The sequence below is a fragment of the Oceanicaulis sp. genome (genome assembly GCF_965249665.1).
In the GTDB taxonomy this organism is placed as follows: Bacteria; Pseudomonadota; Alphaproteobacteria; order Caulobacterales; family Maricaulaceae; genus Oceanicaulis.
In genome coordinates this window covers 1532669-1552323 of record NZ_OZ252247.1, presented here as the reverse complement: position 1 = coordinate 1552323, position 19655 = coordinate 1532669, and the positions used below count along the sequence as shown (strand labels likewise).

At 62.3% G+C, this 19655-nt stretch carries 19 protein-coding genes and 1 other RNA gene; 10 read left to right on the top strand and 10 right to left on the bottom strand.

Annotated features, from left to right (window positions below):
* The first annotated feature begins 149 nt into the window (after positions 1-149).
* From kdsB to ACP154_RS07420, 4 genes are all read left to right on the top strand, one after another.
* Positions 150-926 (top strand): 3-deoxy-manno-octulosonate cytidylyltransferase, encoded by a 777-nt coding sequence (gene kdsB, locus ACP154_RS07435; protein WP_107712379.1) that lies wholly within the window; start codon positions 150-152, stop codon positions 924-926.
* Entirely contained in the window at positions 926-1567 is a 642-nt protein-coding gene (locus ACP154_RS07430; RefSeq protein WP_421860342.1) for a histidine phosphatase family protein, read from the top strand. Before kdsB ends, ACP154_RS07430 begins: the two co-directional genes overlap by 1 nt.
* Positions 1564-2778 (top strand): O-antigen ligase family protein, encoded by a 1215-nt coding sequence (locus ACP154_RS07425; RefSeq protein ID WP_421860345.1) that lies wholly within the window; start codon positions 1564-1566, stop codon positions 2776-2778. The genes ACP154_RS07430 and ACP154_RS07425 overlap by 4 nt, the downstream gene beginning before the upstream one ends.
* Positions 2779-2858: 80 nt before the next feature.
* Positions 2859-4265, top strand: coding sequence for an exopolysaccharide biosynthesis polyprenyl glycosylphosphotransferase (locus ACP154_RS07420; RefSeq protein ID WP_421860348.1), 1407 nt, complete (start codon positions 2859-2861; stop codon positions 4263-4265).
* On the opposite strand, the gene ACP154_RS07415 is transcribed toward ACP154_RS07420, so the two are convergent.
* Positions 4262-5098: a methyltransferase domain-containing protein gene (locus ACP154_RS07415; protein ID WP_421860350.1), complete on the bottom strand. Its 837-nt coding sequence runs from the start codon at positions 5096-5098 to the stop codon at positions 4262-4264. The genes ACP154_RS07420 and ACP154_RS07415 overlap by 4 nt on opposite strands.
* A 100-nt stretch (positions 5099-5198) precedes the next feature.
* Here ACP154_RS07415 and fsa point away from each other — a divergent pair, with 100 nt between their 5' ends.
* Complete coding sequence (gene fsa, locus ACP154_RS07410; protein WP_421860352.1) at positions 5199-5849, top strand: fructose-6-phosphate aldolase; 651 nt, start codon at positions 5199-5201, stop codon at positions 5847-5849.
* Between the two features lie 16 nt (positions 5850-5865).
* On the opposite strand, the gene serA is transcribed toward fsa, so the two are convergent.
* Entirely contained in the window at positions 5866-7089 is a 1224-nt protein-coding gene (gene serA / locus ACP154_RS07405; protein ID WP_421860354.1) for a phosphoglycerate dehydrogenase, read from the bottom strand.
* Positions 7090-7269: 180 nt separating this feature from the next.
* On the opposite strand from serA, the gene ACP154_RS07400 reads away from it, so the two are divergent.
* The 3 genes from ACP154_RS07400 to fghA are packed head-to-tail and all read left to right on the top strand — an operon-like array spanning position 7270 to position 9677.
* A complete protein-coding gene (locus tag ACP154_RS07400) occupies positions 7270-8382 on the top strand; it encodes an S-(hydroxymethyl)glutathione dehydrogenase/class III alcohol dehydrogenase (RefSeq protein WP_421860357.1) in 1113 nt (370 codons plus the stop codon).
* Positions 8345-8836: a YaiI/YqxD family protein gene (locus ACP154_RS07395; protein WP_133724754.1), complete on the top strand. Its 492-nt coding sequence runs from the start codon at positions 8345-8347 to the stop codon at positions 8834-8836. Before ACP154_RS07400 ends, ACP154_RS07395 begins: the two co-directional genes overlap by 38 nt.
* Positions 8837-8840: 4 nt before the next feature.
* Positions 8841-9677, top strand: a complete 837-nt coding sequence (gene fghA, locus ACP154_RS07390) for an S-formylglutathione hydrolase (protein ID WP_421860359.1) — start codon at positions 8841-8843, stop codon at positions 9675-9677.
* Here fghA and ACP154_RS07385 read toward each other — a convergent pair whose 3' ends face one another.
* The 8 genes from ACP154_RS07385 to ACP154_RS07350 all read right to left on the bottom strand — a co-directional run bounded on the left by ACP154_RS07385 (position 9678) and on the right by ACP154_RS07350 (position 17464).
* On the bottom strand, positions 9678-10496 hold the full coding sequence (locus ACP154_RS07385) for a TIGR00282 family metallophosphoesterase (protein ID WP_133724751.1): 819 nt from the start codon (positions 10494-10496) through the stop codon (positions 9678-9680).
* 76 nt (positions 10497-10572) lie between these two features.
* Positions 10573-11343 carry a ferredoxin--NADP reductase gene (locus tag ACP154_RS07380; RefSeq protein ID WP_107712368.1) on the bottom strand — a complete coding sequence of 257 codons (771 nt, stop codon included), beginning with the start codon at positions 11341-11343 and terminating at the stop codon, positions 10573-10575.
* A gap of 108 nt (positions 11344-11451) precedes the next feature.
* The gene (locus ACP154_RS07375) at positions 11452-12234 is read right to left on the bottom strand and encodes a hypothetical protein (RefSeq protein ID WP_421860362.1); all 783 of its coding nucleotides are present in this window, start codon (positions 12232-12234) and stop codon (positions 11452-11454) included.
* Positions 12235-12327: 93 nt separating this feature from the next.
* Positions 12328-12903, bottom strand: coding sequence for a 5-formyltetrahydrofolate cyclo-ligase (locus ACP154_RS07370; protein ID WP_421860364.1), 576 nt, complete (start codon positions 12901-12903; stop codon positions 12328-12330).
* Positions 12904-12923: 20 nt separating this feature from the next.
* Positions 12924-13083: non-coding RNA, 6S RNA (gene ssrS, locus ACP154_RS07365), on the bottom strand.
* 34 nt (positions 13084-13117) lie between these two features.
* A complete protein-coding gene (locus ACP154_RS07360; RefSeq protein WP_421860366.1) occupies positions 13118-13522 on the bottom strand; it encodes a cell division protein ZapA in 405 nt (134 codons plus the stop codon).
* Positions 13519-13833: a DUF4164 family protein gene (locus tag ACP154_RS07355; protein WP_421860369.1), complete on the bottom strand. Its 315-nt coding sequence runs from the start codon at positions 13831-13833 to the stop codon at positions 13519-13521. Before ACP154_RS07355 ends, ACP154_RS07360 begins: the two co-directional genes overlap by 4 nt.
* Before the next feature lie 79 nt (positions 13834-13912).
* On the bottom strand, positions 13913-17464 hold the full coding sequence (locus ACP154_RS07350) for a glycosyltransferase (protein WP_421860372.1): 3552 nt from the start codon (positions 17462-17464) through the stop codon (positions 13913-13915).
* Positions 17465-17617: 153 nt separating this feature from the next.
* On the opposite strand from ACP154_RS07350, the gene ACP154_RS07345 reads away from it, so the two are divergent.
* Together ACP154_RS07345 and ACP154_RS07340 are read left to right on the top strand one after the other, a co-directional pair.
* On the top strand, positions 17618-18547 hold the full coding sequence (locus ACP154_RS07345; protein ID WP_421860375.1) for a sulfotransferase family protein: 930 nt from the start codon (positions 17618-17620) through the stop codon (positions 18545-18547).
* A complete protein-coding gene (locus ACP154_RS07340) occupies positions 18544-19572 on the top strand; it encodes a glycosyltransferase family 2 protein (RefSeq protein WP_421860377.1) in 1029 nt (342 codons plus the stop codon). Before ACP154_RS07345 ends, ACP154_RS07340 begins: the two co-directional genes overlap by 4 nt.
* Positions 19573-19655 lie beyond the last annotated feature (83 nt).

Below are 19655 nucleotides of genomic sequence, written 5' to 3'. Positions count from 1 at the left end.
ATGGCAGCATGAATTCTTGAAGCGGGCCTTCTACCCTATTGAAGCCGCTTCGGCCAAGACCTTGAGCGCTCACCGCGCGCACTGGCCTTCAGCGCCGGGCCATGGCATTGAACCCATCTATCCGTTTTGCTGCATTTTATAGGCGCCTCATGTCTGTTATCGCCGTTATTCCCGCCCGATACGGCTCCACCCGGTTTCCCGGAAAACCGCTTCACGAAATCGCTGGCGTGCCCATGGTCGAGCGTGTGCGACGGCTGGCCGCCGCCGCCCCCTCTGTCGACCGGGTGATCGTCGCCACCGATGATGCGCGAATTCTTGAGGCCGTAACAGCGTTCGGCGGAGACGCCGTGATGACCCCGGAAAGCTGCCGCAACGGCACCGAGCGCGCCTTTGAGGCGGTGCGCCCGTTCGCCCAGGCTGACGACGTCATCGTCAATCTTCAGGGGGACGCCCCCCTGACCCCGCCCTGGGTGGTGGACGCCGCCGCCGCCGCCATGAAAGCCGACCCCGCGCTGAAACTCGCCACGCCTGCAGTAGCCTTGTCGGAAGACGCGCTCGACAAACTCAGCGAGGCCAAGCGTCGCGGCGAAGTCGGCGGCACCAGCGTGGTCTTCGACAAAGCCCTGAACGCGCTATACTTTTCAAAGGCCATCATTCCGTTCAAGCGCGAAAAGACGGGGTTGCCGATCTACAAGCATATCGGGCTCTACGCCTATCGATTCGACACCTTGTCCGAACTGGTGGCGCTGGAGCCGAGCCCTCTGGAGTTGGCGGAAAGCCTGGAGCAATTGCGCGCGCTGGAAAACGGCATACCGATCAGGATCGTCCTTACCGATTATCATGGACGGACGCCCTATTCCGTGGACTCGCCACGGGATGCCGAAGTCGCCGCCGACATCATCGCCCGCGAAGGGGAGATTTTATAATGCTGCTGATCCTGGCGCGTCACGGCAACACCTTCGGTCCGGACGACACCCCGGTCTGGGTCGGAGCAAACGAGGATCTGCCTCTTGTTGACAAAGGCCTCGAGCAATCACGCGCCATGGGCGAAGCCCTGCGCACGCTGAACCAGCTGCCGGATCGCATCATCGCCGGGCCGCTCAAGCGCACCCGCACCGGCGCCCGTCTTGTCGGTGAGATTTGCGGCTTCACCGGCGAGGTCGAGATCGATGACCGTCTGCGCGAGATTGATTACGGCGTCTGGGGCGGCAAAACCGACGCAGAGATCGCCGAAAGCTGGGGGGAAAGCGCGATCACGGACTGGCGCGAGCGCTCCATTCCGCCCAACGGCGCAGGCTGGAGCCCCACTGTAGAAACGCTCAAGGCCAATGCCCGCAGCGTGCTGGATGCCGTGACTCGCGACCGGGCCGACGACACGACCGTTTTCATTCTGACGTCCAATGGCGTGTTGCGATATTTTCACGCGCTTCTGGCGACGGACGCCCCAAGCGAAGACGCCAAGGTCAAGACCGGCCATATGGGCGCCGTGCGTGTGACCCAAGAGGGGCGCGAGCTTCTGGCCTGGAATCTGGCGCCGGAAGCCTTTGTGAAAGCGCTCAATCCGTGACGACCCGCTGGCGTTCCTCCTCGGTCACCCTCGGGGTGCTGTTGACGCTGAGCGCTGTCTTTATCGCTGCGGGCGGGTTGGGGCTCGCCACTTCCGTGGCGCTGATCGGTTTGATCTTCATGCCGGTCATTTTCGTGTCTGGCTGGCGCTCCTTCAAAAGCGCACCGACACTGGCGTTTCTGGGCATGCTGAGCGTGACCTGGCTGTGCGTCTCTCATCTGTGGTCACCCTATGAGCGTGCTGATCAGGCCTATAAGCTGGCTCTGCTGACCCCCTTGTTTGTCTTGGGCGCCTATATCGGTTGCCGCCTGACGGATGAAGAGGCCGGGCGGCAAGCCCGACTCCTGAGCGTGGTGGCGCTGCTGGCTGGCGGGTATTTTCTGCTTGAAGCGCTGACAGGCGGCCTGATCGGCGGTTGGATCGAGCTCGAGCTTGAAGACTCAACTTACCCCGCCGAAGCCATACGCAACGCCAAAGTCACACTGTCACGCGGGGCCACCGCCTTCATGATGGTGGCGGGGCCTGTCGCCTTGTATATGTGGCGTCAAGACGGCGCCTGGCGGCGGGGGCTGGCCCTGACGCTTCTGGTCATGGCCGCGTTCGCGTCAGCCAGTTTTGATGTCGAGGCCAACATCCTGGCGCTTGTGTTCGGCCTGATCGCCGCCGGCGCGGCCCAGATGGCCCCACGCACAACCTTGCAAGTCATATTGCTGGGTGCCGGCGTTTGGGTGTTGGGTGCGCCGTTGTTCATGGGCTTGGGCTTGGCCTTGATGCCTGAGAGCGTTGAGGACAGCCTGCCCCTGTCATGGGCGTGGCGACTGGAAATCTGGAAGGCCGTGCTGGAGCAAATCCGGCAAGCGCCGCTGATCGGGCATGGGCTCGACAGCATGCGCGCCTTGTCGGATTCGGTGCTGTATCGCGATATGATGATCGACCGCTTGCCGCTCCACGCACACAATGCAGGCCTGCATATCTGGATGGATGCCGGCGCGATCGGCGCATTGCTCTGCGCCGCCACGCTGTTCGCCGGCGCGCGTGCGGTTGGACGCGCGCCACTGAACGCCGATCAGATCACGGGTCTCGCCTTTGTAGGCGGCATCTGGTGGGTCAGCGTGCTGCTGGGATACGGCGTCTATCAAGAATGGCATCACGCAGCGCTCGCCCTGGGCGTTTTCGCAGCGTTCCTGAACAGAACAGACGCTTCTGAATAAAGCGCCTCAGTCCGGCGCCGTTCTTGCTCCTCACATCCCAAACCGCCGTCAGAGCGGAAGCAGTGGATCGAGGAGAGCTCATGTCGTCCCGGATTGATGCACACGCACCGCCTTACGCCCCTGCGCGCGCCACCGGCTCGATCAATCCTGTGCAGGTTTTCGTCCTGTCCGATATGAGCGCAATCAGCCTGTCCGGCATCACACTTCAGGCGCTGCACGCCCTGACTGGCGGCGTGTCCCAGCACGGCGAACTGGCCTTCTTCTTTCTGACGGGCGTGCTGCTCATCGGCTGGTTCAACGCTCAGGGACATTATCGCACGCGTCAGCCGGTGATGGGGGCTGCAGGTTCAGTGCTCAAGGCGTGCGGCCTTGCCTTGCTGGCGCAGATCGCCGGACTCTACGCCTATGGAGAGGTGACCGGCGCTGGGTCGGTCCTGGCGGCCTGGTTGTGCGCACCGGTCCTGATCCTGAGCTTGCGGCTTGGGGTTCGCGCCCTGTTCACGGTCAGCGGCGGCTGGCTGCAACCCGTCACGGTTCTGGCGCCACAAGGCCTGACCCTGACGCCCGACAGCGTCATCCGCTCTGATGCCGGTCATGGCCTGCATGCCGAACGCAGTCTGGCGCTTGAGCCGTTCGCTCAGCTGAGCGACGCCGCACTGCTTGAGCAGATCGCCCCCCTCACCCAGCGCCCCGTCTTCCTGGCCCCGGACGCCTCAACGCAAGAGATCGCCGGTCGGCTGGCGCGTCTTTTGTCGGCCCAGGGCGCGGCCTATTATTATCGCCCGGCCCTGGGCGCGGTCTCGGGCGAATCCTTTGACCTGGTCCGTTTTCCGCCTGAAGACGGCGTGATCCTGTCCATGATCAATGCGCAGGACCGTCCCTTCGCTCAAGCTCTCAAGCGCGGCTTCGACATTATCGCCTCGGCTTGTGCGCTGGCGTTTCTCAGCCCGGTGCTGGTCTTAATCATGCTCGCCATTCGCAAGGATGGCGGCCCGGTCATGTTCAGCCAGCAGCGCGTGGGCGCAGACGGCCAGCCTTTCGGCTGCCTGAAATTTCGCACCATGGTGGTCAACGCCGAAGCGCGCCTGGCTGAGATTCTGGAGAGCGACCCCGAACGCGAGGCGCAATGGCGCGCGTATCAGAAACTGGACGACGATCCGCGCATCACCCCCGTCGGGCGCCTGTTGCGCATGACCAGCCTCGATGAACTGCCCCAGCTGATCAATGTGCTCAAAGGCGATATGAGCCTGGTGGGGCCGCGACCGATGACGCTGGATCAGCAGACATGTTATGGCCAGTCCATGCTGGATTACCAGCGTGTGCGCCCGGGCCTGACCGGCTTGTGGCAGGTCAATGGCCGCAACGAAACCACGTTTGAAGAACGCGCCCGGCTCGATAGCCATTATGTCCAGAACTGGTCCTTGTGGCGCGACGTCGTCATTCTGGTGCGGACGGTCCGCGAAGTCCTGTTCGGTTCCGGGCGTTAGAGCGGCAGTCTTTCCAGAACGATCCGGTCCTGAAACTCGCCTGTACGCTGAGAGGTTGACCAGTGCCCGGGCTCGACAGGCTCTGCGAGCCTCAACCCCGCCTCACGCACCCAGTCTTCAAACACCGCGCGCTCATAGCCTATCGCGCGCTCAGGCTCTCGCGGATCCGCCGCCCAGGCGCCGTCTCGAAACGACTGCAACGCCAGAACCGCGCCTGACAAGTCCATGCCTGGCTCCACGATGAAGCCTGTCAGGCACAAACGTCCGCCCGGTTTCAACACCCGTCCCGCCTCCTTGAGATAGGCGGCCGCGTCTTCAGGGAGCAAATGGCTGAACAGTGAAATCGCCAGCGCTGCGTCGATGCTGGCGGTGTCAACCGGAAAGCGATACCCCATCGCCTTGTCGCCTGCGCCGCCATATTCGCGGCTTTGCACATCCGCCCGTACAAAGGAGAAGTCCGCCTCGCCGGCGACATGCTTGCGGGCGAAGCGAAGCGCCCGCTCCGACAAGTCAAAACCTGTATAGCGTCCCTGCGCATTCAAATACTCGGCGAGAGCAAACGCGATACGGCCCGCTCCGCACCCCATATCCAGCACGTGAGCAGAGGGCTCAAGCCGGGCGGAGCGCTTGAACCAGCTGAAATAGGCCTGACCGATCTGGTGGAAGTCGCCGCCGCCCACATTGTGCCAGACCCGCCAGGGTCGCGGCGCACCTGGCGTACGCCAGCGGATGGGCAAATCGCGGGCGTCGCTCGCAAGATTCCACAAGAAATTTACAAGAGGTCGCGGCAGGGTCTGATGCGTCCAGGTTTTGACCGCGCTTGCAACGCCCATGCAGCCTTCCTCATTTCCAAACCGGTTTTATGGTGCTGTTATGATTGAGGACTAAAGCTGGTTCAAGATATCGACGTCTCATTGCTGACCGGAGCGCCCCATGCAGATCTTTCTCGACACCGCCGAAATCTCCGAGATCGAAGCGCGCGCCGGCCTTATTGACGGTGTGACGACAAACCCGTCCCTCATTGCGAAATCCGGCGCGGGCGTATTTGACCGCATCAAGGAGATCGCCAAAACAGTCTCCGGCCCCGTCAGCGCAGAAGTGGTGGCGTCCGATTATGACGGCATGCTGGAGGAGGGCCGCAAGCTGCGCGCCCTGGGCGACAATGTGGTGATCAAGCTGCCGCTGACGGCGGCGGGTCTTCAGGCCTGCCGCGAGTTCACCGCCGAAGGCGTGCCCACCAACGTCACCTTGTGTTTCTCACTCAGTCAGGCGCTGATGGCGGCCAAGGCCGGCGCGACTTTCATTTCGCCGTTTGTAGGCCGTATCGACGACGCTGGATCAGACGGGATCAACCTGCTTGAAGACATCCGGGCGATGTATGATCAATTCGGGTTTGAAACCTCGATCCTCGCCGCCTCTTTGCGCCATATCAAGCATGTGGAGGGCGCGGCCCTCGCCGGGTGTGATGCGGCGACCCTGCCCGTGAAGACCTTCGATCAGCTCATCAAGCATCCCCAGACGGATCTGGGATTGGACGCTTTCATGGCGGACTGGAAGGCGACGGGTCGCGACGGGCTGGTCTAGCCCGCCGCGTCACGCCCTACCCCATGATCAAACGCGCGCGGATCGTGCCGTCGATCGCGCGCACGCGATCCAGAAAATCTGTTGGCAGATCCCCTTCAAGATCGGCCACCGCATAGCCCAGATCCCCTTCGGTTTGCAGGAACTGGGCGGCGACGTTCGCGCCCACTTGCTCCACAGCATCATTCAAACGCCGCAGGAAACCCGGACGGTTCTTGTGCGGGGCCAGAACGCGTGTGCGTCCGGGCTGGATGGGGCCAGGGTCCACATGGGGAAAGTTCACGGCGAACGTGGTCGAGCCTTCATAGAGGTACCGCGCCAGCTTGCCTGCCGCATCCAGACCAATGGCCTGCTGCGCCTCAAGCGTCGAACCGCCGATATGCGGGGTAAGGATGACGTTGGCGCATTGCGTGAGCGGACTGTCAAAGCGCTCATCCTTGCTTTTGGGTTCAACCGGGAACACATCCACCGCCGCGCCGGCCAGATGACCTGAATTGAGCGCCGCCGCCAAGGCCTCCACATCCACAAGATCACCGCGGGCCTGATTGATCAGAAACGCGCCCGGTTTCATCCGAGTGATCTCGGCCTGGCCAATCATGTTCTTGGTGCGCGGCGTGGAGGGCACATGCAAGGTGACCACGTCGCACTCAGACAACAGGCCGTCCAGCGTATCCATCGGACGGGCGTTGCCATGAGCCAGCTTGGGCGCGATGTCATAGTAATAGACATGCATGCCCAAGCCCGACGCCAGTACGGAGAGCTGGGCGCCGATATTGCCATAGCCGATAATGCCGAGCTTCTTCTTGCGCACCTCATTGGCGCCCTCAGCGGTTTTCAGCCATTCCCCGCGCTCTATGGCGAACATTTTTTCGGGGATGCGTCGCATCAACATGATCACGGACGCCAGGGTCAGCTCCGCCACCGACCGGGTGTTGGCGAAAGGCGCGTTGAACACCGGCACGCCGCGTTCGGCGGCGGCGGTGAGATCCACCTGATTGGTGCCGATGCAAAAACAGCCGATGGCCTGAAGCGCTTTGGCTGCGTCCAGCAAGGCCGCATCCACATGGGTGCGCGAGCGAATGCCCAGCACGTTCGCCAGTGCAATTTCGGCCTCAAGTTGCGCGCGGTCCGGAGACCCGGAGAGACGCGTCACACTGACCGGACCGGCGGTCTGAAGCGCGCTGTCGGCGTCCGGGTGCACGTTTTCGAGCAAAAGGGCGGTGTATTCAGGAGTGTGGGCCATGGGGGCGTCCAATGATCATGTTGCGTTGCACCACTGTGCCCAAATGACCGGGCATTTCAATGCCGCGTTCGGGCATATCCTGAATTCATCCGGCGCCTCGCCTTGCCGCCACCTGCCTGCACGCGTATCTGGGGGCGCTATACGCCGTCGATCAGACCGCCCTTTCCTGAGGAGGCTTTCATGAAGACCCGCGCCGCCATTGCATTCGCGCCCAACACACCCCTCGAAATCCATGAGGTGGACCTTGAGGGGCCGCGCGCAGGCGAAGTCCTGGTCGAGATCATGGCGACCGGCGTCTGCCATACCGATTCCTATACGCTCGACGGCAAGGACAGCGAGGGTCTCTTCCCCTCCATTCTGGGCCATGAGGGGGCGGGCATTGTCCGCGAAGTCGGCGCTGGCGTGACCAGCGTGAAGCCCGGCGATCATGTGATTCCGCTCTACACGCCTGAATGCCGCCAGTGCAAAAGCTGCCTGAGCCAGAAAACCAATCTGTGCACCTCGATCCGCTCCACCCAGGGTCAGGGTCTGATGCCGGACGGCAGCTCGCGCTTCAGCCTCAACGGTGAAACAATCCACCATTATATGGGCTGCTCGACCTTCTCGAACTTCACCGTCATGCCTGAAATCGCACTGGCGAAAATCCGTGAAGACGCGCCGTTTGACAAGGTTTGCTATATCGGCTGCGGCGTGACAACCGGCGTGGGCGCGGTGATCTTCACCGCCGGTGTGGAGGCTGGCGCCAATGTCGCGGTGTTCGGTTTGGGCGGTATCGGCCTGAACGTGATCCAGGCCGCGCGCATGGTCGGCGCGGACAAGATCATCGGCATCGACATCAACCCCGCCAAGCGCGCCATGGCCGAAAAGTTCGGCATGACCGACTTCATCAATCCCAACGAGATCGGGATGGACAAGGTGGTCGAGGCCATTGTCGACATTACCGGGGGCGGCGCGGATTACAGCTTTGACTGCACCGGCAATGTGAACGTCATGCGTCAGGCGCTGGAATGCTGCCATCGCGGCTGGGGCGAGAGCATTATCATCGGCGTGGCCGAGGCCGGTCAGGAAATCTCCACGCGTCCCTTCCAGCTGGTCACGGGCCGGGTCTGGAAAGGGTCAGCGTTCGGCGGCGCACGCGGCCGGACCGACGTGCCGAAAATCGTCGATTGGTATATGGATGGCAAGATCGATATCGACAGCCTGATCACCCACAAGATGCCGCTGAACGATATCAATAAAGCCTTTGACCTGATGCATGCGGGCGAGAGCATCCGGTCTGTGGTGGAGTTCTGACCTGACCCTGTTCATCGACGCCGACGCCTGTCCGGTGAAGGACGAGGCGATCAAGGTGGCCGAACGCCATCGCACCGAGATCAAGCTGGTCTGCGATGGCGGTTTGCGCCGCCCGCAAAGCCAATGGGCCGAGCTGGTCATCGTTCCGGAAGGCGCGGACGCGGCCGATGACTGGATCGCCGAGCGGATTGGTCCGGGCGATATCTGCATCACCGGGGATATTCCCCTGGCCGATCGCTGTCTGAAAGCGGGCGGGAAGGCGATGGATCATCGCGGGGCAGAGTTTGACGCCCACTCCATTGGCTCCAAACTCGCCATGCGCGATCTGATGACGGACCTACGCAGCGCCGGAACCATGGAAGGGGGCGGCGGCAAGCCGTTCGGCCCTCGCGACCGGTCAAACTTTCTCAACGGGCTCGAACGCCTGTTCCAGGATCTCAAACGAGGACGGTAAGCTTATGGAACTCAAATCCGAGACCCGCAGCTTTGGCGGCCGCCAACAAGTCTGGTCCCATGACTCCCAAGAGACCGGCACAGAGATGACGTTTGGGCTATACTTGCCGCCCGCCGCCGAAGACGGTCCGGTTCCGGTTGTGCTTTATCTATCGGGCCTGACCTGCACCCACGCCAACGTCACCGACAAGGGCGGCTTCCAGCGCGTCTGCGCCGAACTGGGGCTGGCGTTTCTGGCGCCTGACACCTCGCCGCGCGGTCTCGATCTGCCCGGCGAGCATGACAGCTATGATTTCGGCTCCGGCGCCGGCTTTTATGTGGACGCCACCCAGGCGCCCTGGGCCCAACACTACCGCATGGAAAGCTATGTGACGGGCGAGCTTCTGAAGGTCGCCGCCCAAGCCGCGCCCTGTCTCGATCTCGAGGACATCGCCATCACCGGCCATTCCATGGGCGGGCATGGCGCGCTCACCCTGGGCCTCAAACGCCCGGACCTGTTCAAGGCGATCAGCGCATTCGCCCCGATCAGCGCGCCGATCCATTGCCCCTGGGGTCAGAAGGCGCTGGGCGGGTATCTGGGCGATGACATCGCGGCCTGGCGCAAATACGACGCCTGCGCCCTGATTGAAGACGGCGCACGGTGCGAAAGCGGTATTCTGGTGGATCAGGGGCTGAGCGATCAGTTTCTGTCCGAACAGCTCAAGCCTGAATTGCTCGAAGAGACCTGCCGCACGGCGGGCCAGCCGCTCACGCTTCACCGTCAGGACGGCTATGATCACAGCTATTTCTTCATCGCCACCTTCATGGAAGACCATTTGCGGTGGCTCAGTGACCGGTTGTGATCAGACCTCGGGGATGATCTGTGCAAGCTGCCCGCCCACGCGGATCGGCTCGCAGCGCACCGCCAGCCCCGTCGCGTCATCGGTCTCCACATAAAGCCCGCACACCGTCGCCTCGCCCGATGCGGGGGTGAAACGGCCTGACCGCATATGGGTGACGAAGCGGTTGATCGGCTCGTCTTTGACCATGCCGATCACGGAATCATAATCGCCGCACATGCCCGCATCGGTCTGATAGGCCGTGCCCTTGGGCAGAATGCGGTGATCGGCGGTGGGCACATGGGTATGGGTGCCGACAACCAGGCTGGCGCGTCCGTCGCAATAATTGCCCAGCGCCACTTTCTCGCTGGTCGCCTCGCCATGCATGTCGACGATGATGGCGTCCGCAACCGCGCCCAGCGGGCAGGAGTCGATCTCATGATTGACCGAGGCGAACGGGTCTTCGAGCGGCTGCATGTACAGGCGCAGCATCACATTCATCACCAGCACCCGGCGGCCATCGGGCAGGTCATAGAGCCCCGCTCCCCGCCCCGGCGCCGTGCCCTCGCGATAATTCACCGGGCGCAGCAGCCGCGGTTCGCGTTCGATATGCGACAAGGTTTCTGACTGGTCCCAGGCGTGATTGCCAAGCGTCAGAACATCCGCGCCTGCATCATACATCTCATTGGCGGTCTTCTCGGTAATGCCAAAGCCGCCCGCCGCGTTCTCGGCGTTCACGACCACGAAATCGAGCTGGAGCTGCTGGCGCAAATCAGGCAGCGCATCGCACAGACCTTCTCGCCCCGACTTGCCGACCACATCGCCAAAAAACGCAATACGCATGAAACCGCCTTACCTTGCTCAGGCGTGCGGATATAGGCGAAGCACACCGGTTAGGCCAGCGGTGCGTGTTCCCGGCTCAGCCCACAAACGACTTCTCGACCACGTACTGGGCCGGGCGGGCGTTGGAGCCTTCTTTCAAGCCAGCGCGGTCACACCGCTCCTTGCACGAATTGAGCATCTCCATGGAGCCGCAGATCATCACCCGATCGGTTTCGGGGTTGAGCGGCGGGACGCCCAGCTCGTCATAGATGATCCCGTCATCCATCAATTGGGTGATGCGGCCCGTGCGCTCGAACGCTTCGCGGGTGACGGACGGGTAATAGACCAGCTTGTCGCCGACAAACTCGCCCACCAGCGGGTCCTCGCGAACTGCGTCCACAAGCTCCTTGCCGTAGGTCAGCTCGGCGACTTCGCGGCAGGTATGCGTCAGGATCACCTGATCAAAGCGTTCATAGGTTTCAGGGTCCCGGATCACGGATGCAAACGGCGCGATGCCGGTTCCGGTGGACAGCAGATAGAGCCGTTTGCCCGGCTCCAGCGCATCGAGCACCAGTGTGCCGACGGACTTCTTGCCCATCAGGATTTTATCGCCCGGCTGGATATGCTGCAGCTGGCTGGTTAGCGGCCCGTCGGGCACCTTGATCGAATAAAAATCAAGCTCTTCATCCCAGGCCGGGCTGGCGATGGAATAGGCGCGCAGGAGCGGTTTGCCATCAACCATCAGGCCGATCATAACAAATTCGCCCGAGCGGAAACGGAAGCTTTGCGGGCGGGTCACCCGGAATGAAAACAATCGGTCGGTATAATGCCGGACCGCAATGACTTCCTCTTCCGTAAACGCGCCCATCGCCGTCTCGCTTTCTGAAGTTGATAAGTGAGGGCGTTCTAGGCCGGTGGGGACACCTTGCCAATGGTTCGCGCTGCGGCGCGCGGTCACGCCCCGGCGCTATCGGGTTCAGTCGCCGAAACCGGGATCGCGCGCTTTGTCTGACACCGGCAAACGGCCAAAGGCGGAATGCACGCCAGATAAATAATGGGGCTGGTTGGTGTTGACCTGCCCGGGCAAGGTGAAGCTGCCTAGATTGACCGTGGGCCCGCCCGCATAGCCGAGCGTTTCGATCGGCCCGAAGGCGGTCTCGACCTTGGCGATTTCATCTGCGCTCGCAAAGGCGGCGTAACCATTGGGATCGGTTTGCGCCGCCGGATCGCATCCAGCGGCGGCGCGGGTATGCTCAGAGCCGCCAGCACAGAGCAGGCCGCGCAAGGCGCCCGCCGTGCGCTCGCTGACCACAGGCCCCGCATCCGGCGCCCAGCCCGCTTGTCCGCCTTCCGCGGTCAGCACCTGTTGCGGCGCGGGTTCAGCGGGCGCTGGAGCCGGGCTTGCAGTCTCGGCCGGACGCTGCGGCGCAGGAGCAGGCTCTACTGGCGCTCTATCAGAATTGAGCGCTGGCGGCGCTGGCGCCGGCTCCAGAACCGGTTGAGGCGCGACGCTCGGCTCCGGCGCCACAACGGGCTCAGGCTCGAGATCGGGAACGGTCACCATCGTCAGATGGATCGTGCGACCCGATAGCGGCTGCGGGGTCGGCGCGTGAAGCAGATACAGCGCCGCAGCGCCAAGCCCCAGATGCAATGCCGCAGCAATCGCGCTCGACGCCCATTTCAGCACAGTCGGGCTGATTTCGCCGGTCAGGCTCGACAGGGAGACCGTCGTTAGAGTGGGGGAGGCGAGCGCGTTCATTCATTCCGCCGCTTGGTTTTGCACCGCCAGTCAGACAGCAGCTCGGCTCGCGGTCAATGGCGTGGACGCCAGCTTGCCGCTTTGTAATACGGTTCAGCAGGCGATCTGATGAGCGCCCTGCTCCGTGACGATCCAATCAAGACGCATATCGTGCGCTTCAGCGGGAACCCTGGCCAGCTTCTGTGCTTCATAGGCCAGACCCACCACGGTCAAGGGACCGGATTGTTTCAGCTTATCCAGCGTGCGGTCATAAAACCCGCCGCCATAGCCAAGCCGTCGCCCCTTGAGGTCAAATCCCACCAGTGGAACGAGAACAAGGCTCGGCGTCAGCTCAGAGGAAGACGCTGCAGGCTCTCGCGTGCCGAACGGTCCAGGCTCCAAAGGCTGATCCAGCGCCCACGAGCGAAAGATCAGAGGCTGATCCTTCTCAACGACGCAAGGCAAGGCGATGCGCGCCTGCTCCAACGCAAAGGTCTCAAGCAAGGTCTGCGGGTCGATTTCGTCGCCGATGGCGGCGTAGCCCGCAACCACTTGCCGGACATTCGGCCAAAGGCTGTCGGGAAAGTGCTCGACCAATCGGCGCCCCGCGTCAGGGTGTCTAGCGTAGGCCGCAGCCCGCGCCGCCCGGGCAGCGCGCCTAGCGTTTGTCTTGCGCCAGGCCGTCAGCATGAAAGGTGAAAAGGCAAGGTGGCGGCGCCAATTCCGCCGGTGGTCGTTTTCCAACCCTGATGACCCGGTAAACCAGGTGGGCGCCGCTTAGATAGGACCACGGTCCAGTCCAGAGGCAGCTCCCTCTCAGAGATGTAAGGTCCTCGGGATGTTAAGACCTGCCGAACGGTCCAGCTACCGCCGCTGACATAGATGGGGGCGAGACCGCCCGCGCTCAAGCGCTTTCTCCATCTGAGGGCTCCGCCGGCGCAGTCGTCACGTCTGCAGCGCCCCCCGCACCCGTCAGGGTCTCAAGCTGTTCTGCGGCGCTGATCAGCGCCTCTGCCGCCCGTGCGCGATCCGCTCGCCGGCGCGCGTCCGCCTGGGAGACCTTGCCCTTGAGGTCGAGCACAGTGTCTTCAAGCTCATCGACCTTGCCGCGCGCCTCGCGCATTTCATCGGTGACGATCAGGGCCGCCATCAACAACAAGCGCACATCGCCGATCTGGCCGACCTTGTCCGCCAGGTCGCGCACATGTGTGTCCAGATGCCCCGCCAGCTCCCGCAGATAGGCCTGTTGACCCTCTTCGCATCCAATGGTGAAAGCGCGTCCGTTCAGGGAGATGGTGACCTTGCTCACGCTGTCTCCTCTGCATCATCAGTTGCGGCGAGCAGGGTTTGCAGATCGCTCATGGCGGCGTCGAGCGCCTGCGCAGCGTCGGTCGCGGCGGCCTGAAGTTCGTCCTCACGCGCTTGCGCCTCATCCAGCGCAGCCGCCAGACGGGCGCGGTCATCATCAAGATCCCGCGCCGCCTCCACATCGCCCGCGGCGGCGCTCAAACGCAGCTGATAGTCTTCCAGCCGGGCGCCCACACGCGACACAGCCCGGTTCAACCGGTCAACAGCATCAGCCAACGGGTCGTCGGCGGCAGGAGGTTCAGGCGCACTCATGCCCTTAAAATCCGTCTTTAACGGCAAAAGTTCAAGCAGTGTGACAGGGCGAGCCTGAAAGAATCTCTGCGCCCGGCTCTCAGCTCAGCTTCAACTGCACCAACATGTCTGACAATCGCGCCCGAACAACCTCGCGCGAAGTCTCCCGCCGGGCGAACTCCACGCCGGCCTGGCGTACGTCATTCCACCGGTTTTCATCCTCAAGCATGGCGAGGATATGGCGCGCAAACCCTTTGGGATCATCAGACACCAGCACGTCCACACCGGGGGTCAGGCCCATGCCTTCAGCCCCGATCATGGTTGACACGCACGGCGTGCCGAGCGCCAGGCTGGCTGCAACCTTGCCCTTGGCGCCCGCGCCATAACGCAGCGGGGCCACAGAGGCGCGGATCTGGCCGAAGAACTCATCGACCGTTTCAACAAATCCCAACACCTTGACGCCGGCCTTGCCATCCAGCGCCTTGAAACGGTCCGGCATCTTGCTGCCCGCCAGAACAAAGCGCGCATCCGGTTTCTGGGCGCGCACTTCAGGCCAGATCTCCGAAAGAAACCAGTCAACAGCGTCCACATTCGGCGGATGCCCGAATCCGCCCAGAAAGCCGATGCCGTCGCGGCGATGAAAGCCCGCCGGAATCGGTTCAGGATCAAAAATAAGCGGCAATTTGAACGCTGGCGTCTGCGGCGCTTCCTCATCCAGCAGAGCGATTTCAGCGTCCGAATGCGGCAGAACGACATCTGCAGAGCGGATAATCGCCAGCTCGCGACGCTTGGTCTGCGCCGCCGCCTCCTGCGCCACCGCATCCTCAGACAATTCAGCTTCGCGGTGCTCCCGCAGGAAGTGCAGGTCCGCCGGCATGAAGGCGATTTTGGCTTTCGGCGCATGTGTGCGCACCGCGCCCAACACCCGCTCGGCGGCGGCGAAGCGGTGGATGAGAACGAGGTCAAATTCGGCCCCGCGCGCCGTGATGAAGGGCTCGAAGCGCGAATAGAACGGGTGATAGATCGTCTCGACGCCCATCGCCTGCAAAGGTGCGGAATAGGCCTTGGTCCACAAGAAATTGTCGACCGGCACAAACGTCACCTTATAGCCCAGCCCCTGGAGCGCGCGCATCGTCTCGACCGCCACCAAAGAGCCTGCATCATGCTGGGGCTCAGGCGTGGTCATGTCGATGAACAGAACACGTTTCTGGACGCCACGCTCTTTCTCGCGCTCGGGTTGCTGTCCATTGGGGCGGTGCGCGGCCAGCACGTCCGACCAGCGCTCGCGCAATTGTTCAAGGTTTTTCACCTGATACGCCTTGGCTCCGGAGGCGAGATCCGTGCCCGAACTCACGCCCTCGAAATGAACCAGCATGGAGCGCGGCTGAAACACCGTACGCAGCCCTTCGGCGCGCACACGGAAGGCCAGATCCGCATCCTCGGCATAAGCGGGACGATAAATATCATCAAAACCGCCCAGCTTTTCCCAAAGCGCGCGGGGCAGCGCGATGGAGGCGCCGGAGATGTAATCCACATCCCGGGCATAGCTGAATTCCGGACGCCTTGGATGATCGAACCGGCCAAGATTCCAGGCCGAACCGTCCTGCCAGAAAATCCCGCCCGCTTCCTGCAAACGCCCGTCCGGATAGATCAGCTTTGAGCCGAGCAGACCGACCTTGGGGTCGGCGTCCAGCGTTTCAACCAACGTATCCAGCCAGTCAGGTAGCACCAGCGTGTCATTGTTCAGCATCAGCACATGCCGGCCTCGTGCATGCTCAGCCGTCAGATTGCAATTGCCCACAAAGCCCTGATTGGTCTCATGACGCACCCAGCGCACATGCTCCATCGGCACTTCTGCGGCGGCTTGAGTGCCGTCCGTGGACTGGTCGTCGCCCACCAGGATCTCGAAGCTCGATTGCGGCGCGCTGGCGAAGACGCTCTCAATGCAGGCCAGCGTATAGGAAATCTGGTTGTAGGCGGGGATGATGATGGAGACGTCCGGCGACGCCGCAACGGGCCGTTTGGCTGCGATCTTGGCCAGGCGCTCCGCCAGCTTGCGCGCGGCCTCATCACCTACGACCGTCTTGATCGGCGGCTGGCCTTCTGACTGGAAGGCGAGATCGTACCGACTGATCAATTCGGGGATATAGCTCGCCCCATCGCCAAACTCTTCGGTGAGCACACTGTTGAGAGTTTTGATTTGTGAGCGAGGTGTATGTGTCGGCGCCCCGCTCTCCGGAGCACGTGCTTCATCGAGCTGAACCGCGAGCTGTGACGCCTTGCGGGCGCGCAAGCGCGCGCCAATCTGCCCCGTCGCCGTCCACCAGACAGCTTTCAGACCCCGCCGGATGACGTTTCGAACGCCCGGAAGGCGCGCCATCACAGCCCGGATCGGCGTGGTGGCCTTCCAGATCGAGCTGTCTTCGATGGCTTTCAGACGCATGGCCTCCGCACGCAAGGCCTGGCGTTCGGAATCTGCGGCGACAAAATCCGCCTGAGTGCTCTTGAGCTCATCTTCCAGCGATTGAGCATGGTCCTGATAGGCTTCAACAGACGCTTCAAGCGCTTTGAAATCCTTGACCAGTTCGGATATCTGAGATGAGAGACTGAAATTCTCATTCCTCAAATCCCCGAGCGCATTCGATGCGTTCAGAAGCTGCGCTGAAATCGCCCGCTTCTCTTCATTCGCTTTTTCAAAAGCGGCGCGCGCCTGGTCGCGTTCCTCCGAGAGTCTCGCTTCAGTGTGCTTTTGAGCCTCTCGCGCCTTGTCGCGTTCACGTTCAACTTTTGCGACCTGTTTATGACCCTCTGCCCGGAGACGTAGAATGGCGGCGCGGCTCTGTCCGGCGCGGCGCAGGATCTCGTCTTCCAAGGCGCTGAGATCATCTAGCAAGCTTCCCGCTTCCGCCTTGTCGTGCAGCGCCTGTATCGTCGCCACGCATTCAGAGATGTCTGGACTGAATTCTGCTTCAGCTTGCGAGCGCGGTGTGGTTAGAAACTCGCCTACTTTCGCAGCGGACTCAGGCGTGATCTCAAGCCCCTCAAGGGACAAGCCGATCCGTACGCTTTCGATGACCGCCCGCCAATCCTGACGCAAAGCTGAATAGCTGACGACAACACCGCCATGGGACTGGTACGCCTTGAGTGCTTTGAGGCTATACCAGGCCCATAGCAGCCCCGCTTCATCGGCGGTGAACTTGTCGCGGTGCGCCAGCGATTGCGCGACTTCCGCCGGGTCACGGTGGATCAGCAATTGCGCCGGTGCATACCCCGCCCGTTTCAGCGCCTGTCGCCAGGTCGGCACATAAAGCGTGCAGCGCGGATCTTTCACGGCGATCAGCTCATGGCCGTCGCCAAACGCCGTAAGGAGGATGTCCGCCGCCGTCTTCACGGCCGTGCGCGGCAGCGCTTCATGGAGCGCATCCTCTGTCAGAAAAGGCGCGTCCCAGGCCGCGTCCGCTTTGGCCAGCCAGGCGTCGTTCAGGGCGACCACGCCCTTGGGCTCCCAATAGCCGGACTTGTTATAGGCGTTGGCCGGCATAAGATCGTCCGGCAGATCCGCGCCCAGAATGTTGAGAATCCGGGTAAGCGCTGAAGTCCCGGAGCGATGCATGCCCAGAACCATGATCGCTGTTGAAGTGTTTTCCGTCATATGTCCCGCCAGCGCCGTGTGATGCGCCACTGTGTAGCCCTTATCGGGGCCGCCCCGTCAAGACGAGAAGTGTGCGCTTCATTGCGCCTGAAGTAAAAAATGCTAAACACGCTGCCTTAGTGCAGATTACTGCTGGCCTCAGGCGCGTCCCGCATGTCCACGTCAACTCCCCGGCCCGTTTTCATCATTGGCGCGCCGCGCTCGGGCACTTCAGTGATGACTTGGGCGCTCGGCCAGCATCCCGACATTCAGCCTATGCCGGAGACGGCCTGGATCGCGGCGGAAGCCGTGGCGAGCCTGCAATCGTTCAAGCTGGGGTCCGCACGCGGCGAGTTCTCACATCTCTCCAATGTCAGCTTCCCATTCGACGCGTTTCTTGAACACAAAGGACGCGCCATTGACGCCGTAGTTCATGACGCCTTCGCCAGGCGGCTCAAGGACAAGTATGGCGAGGATGGCCGCCCCAGCGTCGACCAGCTGGCGGATCCTGAATTCCTGCACATCCGCCTGCACCCGGACCACGCCAAATCGCGCTGGGTGGACGGCGCGCCGATCAACACCTTCTACACCTGGGCGCTGGCCCAGATGTTCCCCCAGGCGCAATTCCTGTTTCATCTGCGCGCGCCTCAGGGCGTCATCGCCTCGCTTGAAAAATTTGACGTGGCTGGAGGCGTCGCCACTGAGCGCGAAGCGGCCTTGGGACTCTGGCTCGAGCATGTGCGCGCCGCCTGGAACACCGAAAGAGCGCTTGGATCTGATCGTGTCTTCAGGGTCGAGTTTGACCGCCTGCAATCCGAACCCGATGCGCTGATGGGCGAGATCTGCACGTTTTTGGATGAGCCATCATGCTTAGAGTGCGCCGCTTTTCTCAACCGCCGTTTGAACTCATCGGGCACCCATCAGAATGATATTCGCGACACGCTGGACCAGCTTGCGAATTTCAGCGAAGCGGAAGCGCTCTACCACACCATCACAAAGACACTGAGCACGACGGCCCAGGAACGCAAAGAGGCCGAGCGCTATATCCGTGATCGCTTTGAAAGCCTCTGTGCTGATCGGCCTCTGCTGGGTGGACAGGCATGACCGACACCCCTTCCGTCCGCACATCGCCGACAATCACGGTCATCATCATCGCCTATAATAGCGGCGACTTTCTGCAGCCTTGTTTGGATGCGCTGGCGGCGCAAAGTTTCACGGACTTTGAAGCTGTGATCGTGGACAACGCCTCCACGGACGGCGCAGTGGATGCGCTGGCCTTGCCCGATGACCGGTTCCGCATTGATCGCCCGGGCGAAAATCTGGGCTTTGCGGGCGGCAATAACCGCGCGGCGCGCGCGTCGCAGGCGCGCTGGATCGCCTTGCTGAACCCGGATACGCGTGTCGCGCCGAATTGGCTGGACGCCTTGCTGGACGGCGCACGGCGCTGGCCGAACTGTCCGGCGTTCGGATCCACCCAATTAAGGCTGGATGAACCGGACATTCTCGATGGGGCGGGCGATGTCTGGTATGCGGGCGGCGTGGCCTGGCGCGCTCTGGAAGGGCGACCGCTGAGCGAGAATCCTCCAGAAGGCGAGACGTTTGCGCCTTGCGGCGCCGCCGCCTTCTATGACCGCGCCCGTTTTCTCGAACTGGGCGGGTTTGACGAGCGCTTCTTTTGTTATTGCGAAGATGTGGATTATGGCTTCCGCGTCCGTCTGACAGGACAGATCTGCATCCAGCTCACAGACGCGATCGTCTATCACGCCGGATCCGGGACGACCGGCAGGCATTCGGAATTCACTCTGTTTCACGGGCACCGCAACCGGATCTGGGTGTTTTTCAAGAACACACCGGCCACGTTGTTGCCCGTCCTGACTCCCCTTCATCTGGCTATCAATATGTATCTGTATCTGCGGGCCGATGCGGAACGGCGCAGGTATCTCAAACGCGCGTATGGCGCCGCCTGGAAAGGCCTCGGCGGTGTGATGCGCCAGCGCAAGGCCTTGCGCCGTATCAGGACCGGGCCCCTCGTCTCGCTTGTGCGCGCCATGATCTGGTCGCCGGCTCTGGTTACACAGCGCGGCGCCAAGCTCACCGGAAAAGGCGAGCGTTCTTCCAGCCATGAGTAAGAATGCACCTCACTCAAGCCGAATGCGTACAATCCCCTTTTCAGCCGTGCTATGGCCTTAAGGGTGATTTTGAACCGATCTGG